We start from the raw sequence: 12,268 nt of genomic DNA, 5'->3' as shown, positions 1-12,268 counted from the left end.
CGGCAGCGTCAGATGTGTATAAGAGACAGGTTCTGGCTGCGCACACCCCAGTGGTCCTGGTCCTCGCGGCTGATGCCGGTGTGCAGCACCACGTTCTCGGCGGTCTGGCCCATCGCGATGTAGACGTCGGGCAGCAGGCCGTCGTTCCGCGGGTCGTGCCACTCCTCGGCGCCGGCCGCAGCGGCCTCGGAGCGGGCCTGGGCGTCGGCGAACAGCGGGTTCTTGCTGTTGGGGGCGCCGTCGGCGGCACCGATGGGGAACTGCGAAACGGTCTCGACTCCGGCGGAGATGAACGCGTCGCCCTCGCCGGCCTTGATCGCGTGGAACGCCATCCGGGTGGTCTGCAGCGAAGACGAGCAGTACCGGTTCACCGTGGTGCCCGGCAGGAAGTCGTAGCCGAGCAGCACCGATACGACGCGGCCGATGTTGTAGCCGGACGCGCCGCCGGGCTGGCCGCAGCCCATCATCAGGTCGTCGATCTCGCGCGGGTCCAGGGCAGGCACCTTGTCCAGGGCGGCGCGCACCATCTGGGCGGCCAGGTCGTCGGGCCGCATGGTGACCAGGGAGCCCTTACCGGCCCGGCCGATGGGCGAACGCGCAGTGGAGACGATGACAGCTTCGGGCACGGGGACTCCTTGAGATCGGGTTTTCAGAGCCGAATCTAGTCCGCGGAGGCCACCGCGCGGGAGTCGGGCTGGTACAGGGCGCCGCAGAGCGCCGGGATCATCTGGGTGGCCGCCAGCGCGTATCCGGCTGCCGACGGGTGGTACTGATCGCGGGCGAACAGCGGCTCGCGGGCCTGGCGGAACTCCCGGAGATCGAGGAAAGGCACCGTGATGCCCCCGGCGGCCTTGACCGCGTGGGTCTGAGCCCGGGCCAGCCGCCGGGAGCGGGTACGGGCGACCCAGCGCAACGGCTGGGGGATGGCACTGACCAAACCGAGGTCCGGGCAGGTGGCGACGATCACCGCCGCACCGCTGGCACGCAGTCGCTTGACCACCGCGTGCAGCAGCTGTGCCGAGCCACCGATGTCGTGCAGCGCGGTGACGTCGTTGGCACCGATCATGATCACGGCCGCGTCCGGTGGCGGACCGGCGACGAACATCGCGTCGACCTGGCCGGCCAGCCCCTTGGTGGAGGCGCCGACAATCGCCTTGGTGCTCAACCGGATTCGCGATCCGGTGTGCTCTGCCAAGGCTCTGGCGATCAGCGCTCCGGGAACTTCGTCCGCCGACAGGCAGCCGTAGCCGGTGGCGGTCGAGTCGCCGAAGATCATCAGGTGCAGATCCACCCCCACGCCGCGCTGGAACCGCTCGGCCGGCCCGCCGCCGGCGGTGTAGACACCGTCCGCGTAGGGCGGGATGCCCCAGGCCCGGGGAATGATCTGGCGCGCCCGGTCGGCCTGCCCGGCCAAGAGCCCGCGCACGCCCAGATACAGCGTACCGCTGGAGGCGATCGCGCCGGCGGTCACCAGCGTGACCGCTGAGCGACGCGGTGCACGGAACTGCATGCCCGCAATTTTAGGGAGCCGGTGCCTGGAATGCCCCTGGCCAGCAAACAAGAGATGGTCACGAAGCGGACCCGATGCCGTATCGAAACGAATCCTAAGATTTCTTCACAATTTTTGGCGTGTGACGATACTTGCAACCGCGTTGGCCGAGCAGGCACGGCCGGCTGGAGGGAGTGTCCGCCATGACCGCACCCGAGATGATTCCCAGCTCGCCGCGGCTTCGCTCCCGCCTGTACCCCGCCCCGCGGCGCCCCCGGCACGGCCGCCATGACGGGCTGCCCGTCGAGGTGGTCGAGGAGTCCGCCAGTGTCGAGGGACGCCTGGCGTGGCTGGCCGCCCGCGCCACCATTCGCCCGGCCCTCTCGGTCGGCAGCTACCTCCCGGGGATGCCGTGGCCGTTCGGGTTGCTCGACGTCGCCGCCAAGGCGGTGCTGCCCGTGCCGGGCACCGTCCGCGCCGCCATCCGGCTGCCGCGCTGCAAAGCCCAGCTGGTGCGGGCCGCCGGCGTGCTGCCGGCCGACGGCACCCGCCGGGTGGTGCTCTACATGCACGGCGGCGCTTTCCTGACCTGCGGGGCCAACACCCATGGCCGGCTGGTCACCACGCTGTCGGAGTACGCCGACAGTCCGGTCCTGGTGGTGGAGTACCGGATGATTCCCAAGCACTCCATCGCCGACGCGGTCGACGACTGCTACGACGGCTACCGCTGGTTGCGCCGCCAAGGCTACGAGCCGGAGCAGATCGTGCTGGCCGGTGACTCGGCCGGGGGTTATCTGTCGCTGGCGTTGGCCCTGCGACTGCTGGACGAGGACGACGACGAAGTCCCGGCCGCCATCGTCACGATGTCGCCGCTGCTGGAGATCGCCAAGGAGGCCAAGAAGGCGCACCCCAACATTCACACCGGTGCGATGTTCCCGCCCAAGGCATTTGATGCACTGGTGGAACTGGTCGAGGCCGCGGCGCGGCGCGACCGCGTGCACGGCAGTGACGTATTCGAGCCGCTGCACCACGTCCGGCCCGGACTTCCGCGCACCCTGATTCACGTCTCGGGTTCGGAGGTGCTGCTGCACGACGCCCAACTGGGCGCCAAGGTGCTCGCGGCCGCCGGTATCCCGGTGGAGTTGCGGATCTGGCCGGGTCAGATCCACGTCTTCCAGATCGCCGCGCCCTTCGTGCCCGAGGCCACCCGCTCCTTGCGGCAGATCGGTGAATACATCCGCGAGGCCACCGGCTGACCCATCCGGCCGGAGAACCTGAGACGATGGCAGGTATGCGGATAGCGAGCCACATCAGTGAACTCATCGGCAACACCCCGCTGGTCGAGCTGAATTCGATCGTCCCCGAAGGGGCCGGCCGAATAGTGGCCAAGGTCGAGTACCTCAACCCGGGCGCGAGCTCCAAGGACCGCATCGCGGTCAAGATGATCGACGCCGCCGAGGCCAGCGGCGCGCTCAAACCGGGCGGCACCATCGTCGAGCCGACATCCGGCAACACCGGCGTGGGTCTGGCACTGGTCGCCCAGCGCCGCGGCTACAAGTGCGTGTTCGTCTGCCCGGACAAGGTCAGCGAGGACAAACAGAATGTGTTGCGCGCCTACGGCGCCGAGGTGGTGGTGTGTCCGACGGCGGTGCCGCCGGACGACCCGGCCAGCTATTACAGCGTGTCCAACCGGCTCGTCGAGGAGATCGACGGCGCCTGGAAACCGGACCAGTACTCCAACCCGGCCGGGCCCGCCAGCCACTACGAGACCACCGGCCCGGAGATCTGGGCCGACACCGACGGCCAGGTCACCCATTTCGTCGCCGGAATCGGGACCGGCGGCACCATCACCGGCACCGGCAGCTACCTCAAAGAGGTCTCGGGCGGCCGGGTGCAGGTCATCGGCGCAGACCCCGAAGGCTCGGTCTACTCCGGCGGTACGGGCCGGCCGTATCTGGTCGAAGGAGTGGGGGAGGACTTCTGGCCGGCCGCCTACGACCCGAGCATTCCCGACCGGATCATCGCGGTGTCCGACGCCGACTCGTTCGACATGACCCGGCGGCTGGCCCGGGAGGAGGCGTTGCTGGTCGGCGGCTCCTGCGGCATGGCCGTGGTGGCCGCGGTGGAGACCGCCGTCAAGGCCGGCCCGGAGGCGCTGGTGGTCGTTCTGCTGCCGGACGGCGGTCGCGGGTACATGTCGAAGCTGTTCAACGACGCCTGGATGTCCTCCTACGGATTCCTGCGGTCCCGGCTGGACGGTTCGACGGTGCAGCCCACCGTCGCCGACGTTTTACGGGCCAAGGCCGGGGTGCTGCCGGACCTGGTGCACACCCACCCGTCGGAGACGCTGCGCGACGCCATCGGCATCCTGCGCGAGTACGGCGTTTCGCAGATGCCGGTGGTGGGCGCCGAGCCGCCGGTGATGGCCGGTGAGGTGGCCGGCAGCGTGTCCGAACGTGACTTGCTGTCGGCGGTGTTCGAGGGCCGCGCGAAGCTGGCCGACGCGGTGTCCAAGCACATGGGCCCGCCCCTGCCGCTGATCGGATCCGGCGAGGTCGTCGGTACCGCCGCGACCATGCTGGCCGAAGTCGACGCGGTGATGGTGGTGCAGGACGGCAAGCCGGTGGGCGTTATCACACGCCACGATCTGCTGGGCTTCATGTCCGACGGGCCACGCCGCAGATAAGGGGGTTGCGCACCCCGTCCTGCGGTAGCGTTTTAGCAATTCACCGCCACGACCCGAGAGGGTAGAGATGACCGAATTCCCGCCGTCCCAGCCGGGCAACTACCCGCCCCCGTCCGGTGATGCCCCGCCGCCGGGCAACTACCCGCCGCCGGGGAACTACCCGCCGGCCGGTAACTACCCGCCCCCGCCGCCGGGGAACTACCCCCCGCCGCCGCCCGGCTACGGCGCCTATTCGGGCGCGCCCGGCAACGCGGTCGGCCAGCTGCCGCAGGAGGCCTACACGTCCTGGCTGACCCGCGTGGGCGCCTACCTCATCGACTTTCTGCCGGTGTTGGTGCTCTACGGCATCCCGTCGATGATCGCCGGAACCACAGCTGACCGTGAATGCGTCAGCAGCTCTACGGGATTCGAGTGCACGGTCACGCCCTCGAGCACCGGTGCGACGCTGATGTTCCTGGGCTGGCTGGCGGCGCTCATCTTCGGTATCTGGAACTTCGGCTACCGGCAGGGCACCACCGGGTCGAGCATCGGCAAGTCGGTGCTGAAGTTCAAGGTGGTCTCCGAATCCACCGGACAGCCGATCGGGTTCGGCATGTCACTGGTGCGCCAGTTGGCCCACGTGGTCGACAGCATCATCTTGGGTATCGGCTACCTGTTCCCGCTCTGGGATGCCAAACGCCAGACCATCGCCGACAAGATCATGTCCACCGTCTGCCTGCCGATCCGGTGAACTCGAACAACCCACACTGCACTGCGGGCCTGTCCACCACGGCGATCCACGCCGGATTCCGTCCGGATCCGGCGACCGGGGCGGTCAACGTACCGATCTACGCCAGCAGCACTTTCGCCCAGGACGGCGTCGGCGGGCTGCGCGGCGGGTTCGAGTACGCGCGCACCGGCAACCCGACTCGCGCCGCCCTGGAGACCGCGCTGGCCGCGGTGGAACGGGGCCGGTTCGGCCGGGCGTTCGGTTCGGGGATGGCCGCCACGGACTGCGCGCTGCGCGCGATGCTGCGCCCCGGCGATCACCTGATCATTCCCGACGACGCCTACGGTGGCACCTTCCGGCTGATCGACAAGGTCTTCACCCAGTGGGGGGTGGCGCACACCCCGGTCGCGTTGTCCGACCTGGATGCGGTCCGCGGGGCGCTCACCGACAAGACCAAGTTGATCTGGGTGGAGACCCCCACCAACCCGCTGCTGTCGATCGCCGACATCGCCGGAATCGCCGCCATCGGCAAGGAAGCCGGCGCAAAGGTCCTGGTGGACAACACCTTCGCCTCGCCGGCGCTGCAGCAGCCGCTGACGCTGGGCGCCGACGTTGTGCTGCACTCCACCACCAAGTACATCGGTGGACACTCTGATGTGGTGGGCGGCGCGCTGGTCACCGACGACGAAGAGCTCGACGCGGCCTTCGCGTTCCTGCAGAACGGGGCGGGGGCCGTACCCGGTCCCTTTGATACCTACCTGACGCTGCGGGGCCTGAAGACCCTGGTGCTGCGGATGCAGCGGCACAGCGAGAACGCCGCGGCGGTCGCCGAATTCCTCAGCGGGCATCCCGCGGGGAGCCAGGTCCGCTACCCGGGATTGGCGGACCACCCCGGCCACCGGGTCGCCGCGGCGCAGATGCGCGGTTTCGGGGGCATGGTGTCGGTCCGGATGCGCGGCGGCCGAGCGGCCGCCGAGAAACTGTGCGCCGGAACCGAGATCTTCATCCTGGCCGAATCACTCGGCGGGGTGGAGTCGCTGATCGAACTGCCCGGCGCAATGACGCACGCGTCGACGGCAGGTTCGCAACTGGAGGTTCCCGACGACCTGGTTCGCCTGTCGGTGGGCATCGAGGACATCGACGACCTGATCGGCGACCTCAAGCAGGCGCTGGACTGACCCGGTGCCCGCGCGGGCTCAGGAGTGGTAGGGCTCCGCGCTGACCAAGGTCACCGTGACGGTCTTACCGCTGGGCACCGTGTAGCTGCGCTCCTCGCCCTCCTTGGCGCCCAGCAGGGCGTGCCCGAGCGGCGAGTTCGGCGAGTAGACCTCGAGCTTGTCGTCGCCGACACCCTCCTGGCGGGTGGCGATCAGGAAGGTCTCGGTGTCGCTCTTGTCACCGTCGTAGTAGACCGTGACCACCGAGCCCGGCAGTGCCACACCGGATTGGGTGGGGGCCTCGCCGACCTTGGCGTTGTTGAGCAGCTCCTGCAACTGCCGGATACGGGCTTCCTGCTGGCCCTGCTCTTCACGCGCTGCGTGATAGCCGCCGTTCTCGCGCAGGTCCCCCTCTTCGCGGCGGTCGTTGATCTCCGCTGCGATCACCGGACGGTTCGCAATCAGCTGGTCGAGCTCCGCCTTGAGCCGATCGTGTGACTCCTGCGTCAGCCAGGTCACCTGAGTGTCCGTCATCTCACTGTGCTCCTTGTGTCGTCCGCGCCGATGGGCAGTGGGGCGACATCGTTGTCATGCAGCCTTCTAATGCAGCAATACACGGCTCCAGCTGGAACCGTGTATCCGAATAGGATACCACCGCAGAGTTAGGGCAGACGTAAATAATCAGGGACGTCGCTGCCGCAACCGTAGACGTCGCCCATGACAGGCGGCTGGGAGGATTTCACGGTCGTCGTCACCTGGACGGTCGCCGACTCCGACGGGGGAATGAGAATCTCGCGCCGGCCGGTCTCGCTGCCGTCGCTGGACCGGACCCGCACGATGCACGCCGCGGGCCGCGACGGGTCGGATCGAGTCACGCTGAACTTAACCGAGACGGTTTGGTCGTCGAGCACTTCATAGCCGTACAGGTCGCCCTTGACCTCGGCGGTGGCGAAGCGCTGGTAGCCCACCACGGCCAGGGCCGCGGCGGTCGAGATCGCCAGCGCACCCAGGGTGATCGCCAGCAACTTGCGGGGCAGAGCGCTGCGCTGGGTATCCCGATAGCGGTCCGGCTTGGTGTCGGTCATCGTGAGGTAGGTCCCATGGTCGCCGATGGAGTCGGGAGTGGTTACCGCGCCCGCCTCCGGTGGTGGAACGATGGGGGCAGAAACCATCTGGAACTATAGGCGTCCGGTCTGGGCTTCCGGCAGGAGGAACCTGGAGGAAACGGGGAGTGCGCATGAGTGGACTGCGGCTGATGGCGGTGCACGCCCACCCCGACGACGAGTCCAGCAAAGGCGCGGCCACCCTGGCCCGCTACGCCGCCGCCGGGCACCGGGTGATGGTGGTGACGCTGACCGGCGGCGAGCGCGGCGACATCCTCAACCCCGCCATGGACCTGCCCGACGTGCACGGCCACATCGCCGAGATCCGGCGCGACGAGATGGCCAAGGCCGCGGAGATCCTCGGGGTGGAACACCACTGGCTGGGTTTCGTCGACTCCGGCCTGCCCAAGGGGGACCCGTTGCCACCCCTGCCCGACGACTGCTTCGCGCTGGTCCCGTTGGAGGTCTCCGCCGAAGCCCTGGTGCGTGTGGTGCGGCAGTTCCGCCCGCATGTGATGACGACCTACGACGAGAACGGCGGGTACCCGCACCCCGACCACATCCGCTGCCACGAGGTGTCGGTGGCCGCGTTCGAGGCCGCCGCTGACTACCGGCGCTACCCGCAGGCCGGTGAGCCCTGGTCGGTGTCCAAGCTGTACTACAACCACGGATTCCTGCGGCAGCGGATGCAGCTGCTGCAAGACGAGTTCGCCCGCAACGGCGAGGTCGGCCCGTTCGCCAAGTGGCTCAAGCACTGGCAGCCCGACCACGATGTGTTCGCCGAACGGGTGACCACCCGCGTCGAATGCGCCGACTACTTTGGTCAGCGTGACGACGCGCTGCGTGCGCACGCCACCCAGATCGACCCCAACGGCGACTTCTTCGCCGCTCCGATCGAGTGGCAGCAGCGCCTGTGGCCCACGGAGGAGTTCGAGCTGGCCCGTTCTCGGGTGCCGGTTACGCTGCCGGAGACGGACCTGTTCGCCGGGATCGAGGACAACGGATGAACCACGCTGTGCTGACCATGCTGTGGATTGTGGCCGAGGAGGCACCGCGCGATACCGGGCCGGACTTCGGCAAGGCCAGCCCGTTCGGTCTGCTGGTCATCGTGCTGCTGATGCTCGGCACCTTCGGTCTGGTGTGGTCGATGAACCGGCAGCTCAAGAAGCTGCCTGAGTCCTTCGACCCCGAGCACCCGGCCCCCGACCAGGCCGCCGACGAGGGCACCGTCGGCTCCGCGCCCTCCGGCGACGATGGCTGATACGACGACGGCTGATATTTAGGCATGGCCAACCGTCTCGCCGCGTCCGCCAGCCCCTACCTGCGCCAACACGCCGACAACCCGGTGGACTGGTGGGAGTGGACGCCCGAGGCGCTGGCGCAGGCCGCCGAACGCGACGTGCCGATCCTGCTGTCGGTCGGCTACGCGGCCTGCCACTGGTGTCATGTGATGGCGCACGGGTGCTTCGAGGACACCGAGGTGGCCGCCGCGATGAACGCGGGCTTTGTGTGCATCAAGGTCGACCGCGAGGAACGCCCGGACATCGACGCGATCTACATGGCCGCCACCCAGGCGTTGACCGGCTCCGGCGGTTGGCCGATGACCTGTTTCCTGACTCCCGACGGCAGGCCTTTCTTCTGCGGCACGTACTACCCCAAAGATGCTTTCCTGAACCTGCTTTCGGCGGTCACCGCCACCTGGAACGAGCGCCGCGACGAAGTCGAGCAGGCCTCGACGAGCATCGCCGCCGAATTGCGCGCCATGGCAACCCGGCTGCCGAGCGACGGCCCGCCCGTCGACGAGTCGCTGTGCGACGCCGCGGTGGGGGCGCTGTTGCGCACCGAGGACACCGTCCACGGTGGATTCGGCGGCGCGCCGAAGTTCCCGCCGTCGGCGCTGCTGGAGTTCCTGCTGCGGCACTACGAGCGAACCGCGAGCCGGACTGCTCTGGAAGCGGTGGTCCGCGCCGGCACTGCGATGGCCCGCGGCGGCATCTACGACCAGTTGGCCGGCGGCTTCGCCCGCTACAGCGTCGACAACGCTTGGGTGGTACCGCATTTCGAGAAGATGCTGTACGACAACGCGTTGCTGTTGCGGGTCTACGCGCACTGGGCCCGGCGCACCGGCGACCCGCTGGCCCTGCGGGTGACCGCGCAGACGGCCCAGTTTCTGCTGGAGGAGCTGTCGCAGGACGCCATGTTCACCTCGTCGCTGGACGCCGACGCCGCCGGCCAGGAGGGCCTGACCTATGTGTGGACCCCCGAGCAGCTGACCGAGGTCCTCGGCGCCGCCGACGGCCGGTGGGCGGCGGAGATCTTCGGGGTGGATGCGACCGGAAACTTTGACTCCGGCACCTCGGTGCTGCGCCTGCCGGTGGATCCCGAGGACGGGCCGCGGTTCGACCGGGTGCGCCGGGAGTTGCTGGCCGCCCGGCGCATGCGGCCCCAACCCGACCGGGACGGCAAGGTGGTCACCGCCTGGAACGGCCTGGCGATCACCGCGCTGACCGAGGCGGCGGTGGCGCTGGACGATCCGCGGCTGGCCGGTGCCGCCGGGGAATGCGCGGCCCGACTGCTCGAGCTGCATCTGGTGGACGGCCGGCTGCGCCGGGCCAGTCTGGACGGCCAGGTGGGGGAAAGCCCGGCGATCCTGGAGGACTACGGCGCGCTGGCCACCGGACTGCTCGGCGTCTACCAGTACAGCGGTGCGCAGAGCCTGCTTGATGCGGCGCTCGGCCTGCTGGACACGGCGCTGGACCACTTCGCCGACCCGGAGTCGCCCGGACGGTGGTTCGACACCGCCGATGACGCCGAAGCGCTCGTGGTGCGCCCCGCCGACCCACTGGACGGGGCCACCCCGTCGGGGGCGGCGCTGATCACCGAGGCGTTGCTGACCGCGTCCCTGGTAGCGGGGAGCCGCGCCCAGCGCTACGGCCAGGCGGCCGCCGACGCCCTGGCGGCGCACGGGGCGCTGCTGGCGCGGGCACCGCGGGCGGCGGGCCACTGGCTGGCCGTGGCCGAGGCCTGCATGCGCGGCCCGTTGCAGATCGCGGTGGCGTGCCAGGGCCCGGACTCCGCGCTGTTGGCGCAGGCGCGCCGGCTGGCGCCCGGCGGCTCGGTGGTGGTCGGCGGAGCGGCCGGCTCCGGCGAGCTGTTGGTCGGGCGGGACCGGGTCAACGGTGCCGACGCCGCCTACGTCTGTCGGGGCCCGGTGTGCGACCTGCCGGTGGTCAGCGCGGCGGAGTTGGCCGCGGCCCTTGACGTTCCGCCGTATTCCGCGTCGGTGTAACGTGCGGCACATGACAAGCGCACCGGACCGCACGCAGGCCATCACCGAGACCGTCCACCGCTACATCGAGCTGGTCGGGGGCGGCGACGCCGATGCGCTGGTGGAGCTGTACGCGGCCGATGCCACCGTCGAGGACCCGGTGGGCGGCGAGGTGCACATCGGGCACCAGGCCATCCGCAACTTCTACTCGGCCATCACCGGGCTGCAGCGCGAGTCCGAGCTGGTGACGTTGCGGGTCGCCGGTAACGAGGCGGCGTTCCACTTCGCGCTGACCATCACCAACGGTGACCACCGGATGCGCATCGAACCCATCGACGTGATGGTGTTCGACGGCGAGGGCAAGGTCGCCGGGATGAAGGCCTACTGGTCGGCGGAGAACATCACCCACCTGTAACCGGGGTAGCCGCGGTGTCAGTGCAGGGCCGCGAACCAGATCGCGATGTACTGGCACAGCGCGGCCACCGCGGTGCAGGCGTGGAAGAACTCGTGGTAGCCGAATGTCTCAGGCCAGGGGTCCGGCCACTTCAGCGCGTACATGATCGCGCCGATGCTGTAGAGCGCGCCGCCGACGGCCAGCAGCACCATCGCCGCGACACCGGCGTTTTCCATGATCGTCGCGATGAAGAACGCCGACACCCACCCCAACAGCAGGTAGAGCGGCACCCCCACCCACTTCGGGGCGGTCGGCCAGCACAGCTTGAGCACCACGCCGGCCAGCGCCCCGCCCCACACGATCGTCATCACCAGCCGTTCCTGGGCGCCGTGGTCCATCGCCAGCAGCGCGAACGGGGTGTAGGTGCCGGCGATGAAGATGAAGATCATCGCGTGGTCGAGCCGCTTCATCCGGATCCGGGCGGCGACCGACTTCCAGGTCACCCGGTGATAGGTGGCACTGACCGCGAACATGCCCACCACGGAGAGGGAGTAGGCCAGCGATGCCAGACCGGCCTCGGGCCCGGCCAGCGGCCAGGTCACCCCGATCAGCGCGATACCGGCGATCAGCGCCACGACGGCTGACACAAGGTGAATCCAGCCGCGGGCGCGCGGCTTGACGCGCGGCGCGGGCACGTCGGCCGGATTCGGTTCGGTGATGGTGTCGGTGTGGGTGCTCATGGGCCTTCCTGAACTCCACGCGGATCCCGGACTGATTCCCGTCATTGCTTGCCGATAACAGTAGTCTGGGTTTTTGTGGCAATCATCCCGGCGCGCTTGAAGGAGCCGCTGTACCGGATTTACGAGCTGCGCCTGCGGCAGGGCCTGGCGGCGTCTCGGGCGAATCTGCCCCGCCACATCGCCGTTCTCTGCGACGGTAACCGGCGGTGGGCGCGCGACGCCGGCTACGACGACGTCAGCTACGGCTACCGGATGGGCGCCGCCAAGATCGCCGAGATGCTGCGCTGGTGCGCCGACGCCGGCATCGAGATGGCCACCGTCTATCTCCTGTCCACCGAGAACCTGCAGCGTGACCCCGCCGAACTGGCCGCCCTGATCGAGATCATCACCGACGTGGTGGAGGAGATCTGCGCGCCGGCGAACCGGTGGAGTGTGCGCACCGTCGGGGATCTGGGTCTGCTGGGCGAAGAACCGGCGCGCCGGCTGCGGGAGGCCGTAGAGAGCACGGCGAGCACGGCGAACGGCGACGAGGGGGCCTGCCGGCTGCATGTCAACGTCGCAGTCGGCTACGGCGGCCGCCAGGAGATCGTCGACGCGGTGCGGGGCCTGCTCGGCAAGCAGCTGGCCAACGGCGCCACCGCGGAGGAACTCGTCGACGCCGTGACCGTCGAGGGCATCTCGGAGAACCTCTACACCTCGGGCCAGCCCCTGTCTCTTATACA

The 12,268-nt window shown here is 69.2% G+C and carries 13 protein-coding genes and 1 pseudogene; 9 read left to right on the top strand and 5 right to left on the bottom strand.

What is annotated here, in order from left to right; genetic code table 11:
• Positions 1–29: 29 nt before the first annotated feature.
• Both LI92_RS16360 and LI92_RS16355 read right to left on the bottom strand, forming a co-directional pair.
• Positions 30–626 (bottom strand): annotated as a pseudogene (locus tag LI92_RS16360) (thiolase family protein); the annotation flags it as partial.
• A gap of 35 nt (positions 627–661) precedes the next feature.
• Entirely contained in the window at positions 662–1,510 is an 849-nt protein-coding gene (locus LI92_RS16355; RefSeq protein ID WP_046320635.1) for an SGNH/GDSL hydrolase family protein, read from the bottom strand.
• Positions 1,511–1,692: 182 nt separating this feature from the next.
• Between LI92_RS16355 and LI92_RS16350 the strand changes: the two genes are divergently transcribed.
• The 4 genes from LI92_RS16350 (at position 1,693) to LI92_RS16335 (ending at position 6,062) form a co-directional block, all read left to right on the top strand.
• The gene (locus tag LI92_RS16350) at positions 1,693–2,745 is read left to right on the top strand and encodes an alpha/beta hydrolase (protein ID WP_046320638.1); all 1,053 of its coding nucleotides are present in this window, start codon (positions 1,693–1,695) and stop codon (positions 2,743–2,745) included.
• Positions 2,746–2,780: 35 nt separating this feature from the next.
• On the top strand, positions 2,781–4,175 hold the full coding sequence (locus LI92_RS16345) for a cystathionine beta-synthase (protein ID WP_046320633.1): 1,395 nt from the start codon (positions 2,781–2,783) through the stop codon (positions 4,173–4,175).
• Between the two features lie 67 nt (positions 4,176–4,242).
• A complete protein-coding gene (locus tag LI92_RS16340) occupies positions 4,243–4,905 on the top strand; it encodes an RDD family protein (RefSeq protein ID WP_046320632.1) in 663 nt (220 codons plus the stop codon).
• Positions 4,902–6,062 (top strand): cystathionine gamma-synthase, encoded by a 1,161-nt coding sequence (locus LI92_RS16335; RefSeq protein WP_046320630.1) that lies wholly within the window; start codon positions 4,902–4,904, stop codon positions 6,060–6,062. The genes LI92_RS16340 and LI92_RS16335 overlap by 4 nt, the downstream gene beginning before the upstream one ends.
• Before the next feature lie 18 nt (positions 6,063–6,080).
• Here the strand turns inward: LI92_RS16335 and greA are convergent, their stop codons facing one another.
• Positions 6,081–6,575, bottom strand: a complete 495-nt coding sequence (greA, locus tag LI92_RS16330; protein ID WP_046320629.1) for a transcription elongation factor GreA — start codon at positions 6,573–6,575, stop codon at positions 6,081–6,083.
• Between the two features lie 128 nt (positions 6,576–6,703).
• Entirely contained in the window at positions 6,704–7,126 is a 423-nt protein-coding gene (locus LI92_RS16325) for a DUF4307 domain-containing protein (protein ID WP_046320627.1), read from the bottom strand.
• Between the two features lie 152 nt (positions 7,127–7,278).
• Here LI92_RS16325 and mca point away from each other — a divergent pair, with 152 nt between their 5' ends.
• From mca to LI92_RS16305, 4 genes are read left to right on the top strand one after another with little or no spacing between them, the layout of a single operon-like run.
• On the top strand, positions 7,279–8,151 hold the full coding sequence (gene mca / locus LI92_RS16320) for a mycothiol conjugate amidase Mca (protein WP_046320626.1): 873 nt from the start codon (positions 7,279–7,281) through the stop codon (positions 8,149–8,151).
• Entirely contained in the window at positions 8,148–8,405 is a 258-nt protein-coding gene (locus LI92_RS16315; protein WP_046320625.1) for a hypothetical protein, read from the top strand. The genes mca and LI92_RS16315 overlap by 4 nt, the downstream gene beginning before the upstream one ends.
• A gap of 24 nt (positions 8,406–8,429) precedes the next feature.
• On the top strand, positions 8,430–10,433 hold the full coding sequence (locus LI92_RS16310; protein WP_046320624.1) for a thioredoxin domain-containing protein: 2,004 nt from the start codon (positions 8,430–8,432) through the stop codon (positions 10,431–10,433).
• A 10-nt stretch (positions 10,434–10,443) separates the two neighbouring features.
• Positions 10,444–10,827, top strand: coding sequence for a nuclear transport factor 2 family protein (locus tag LI92_RS16305; protein ID WP_046320636.1), 384 nt, complete (start codon positions 10,444–10,446; stop codon positions 10,825–10,827).
• 17 nt (positions 10,828–10,844) lie between these two features.
• Here LI92_RS16305 and trhA read toward each other — a convergent pair whose 3' ends face one another.
• Positions 10,845–11,546 carry a PAQR family membrane homeostasis protein TrhA gene (gene trhA, locus LI92_RS16300; protein ID WP_046320622.1) on the bottom strand — a complete coding sequence of 234 codons (702 nt, stop codon included), beginning with the start codon at positions 11,544–11,546 and terminating at the stop codon, positions 10,845–10,847.
• A 75-nt stretch (positions 11,547–11,621) separates the two neighbouring features.
• Between trhA and LI92_RS16295 the strand changes: the two genes are divergently transcribed.
• Positions 11,622–12,268, top strand: a 647-nt coding sequence (locus tag LI92_RS16295) for a (2Z,6E)-farnesyl diphosphate synthase (protein ID WP_046320621.1), incomplete at its 3' end; no start/stop codon positions are given.

Source organism: Mycobacterium sp. UM_Kg1 (assembly GCF_000972925.1).
Taxonomy (GTDB): Bacteria; Actinomycetota; Actinomycetes; order Mycobacteriales; family Mycobacteriaceae; genus Mycobacterium; species Mycobacterium hiberniae.
This window is presented reverse-complemented; position numbering and strand designations above follow the sequence as displayed.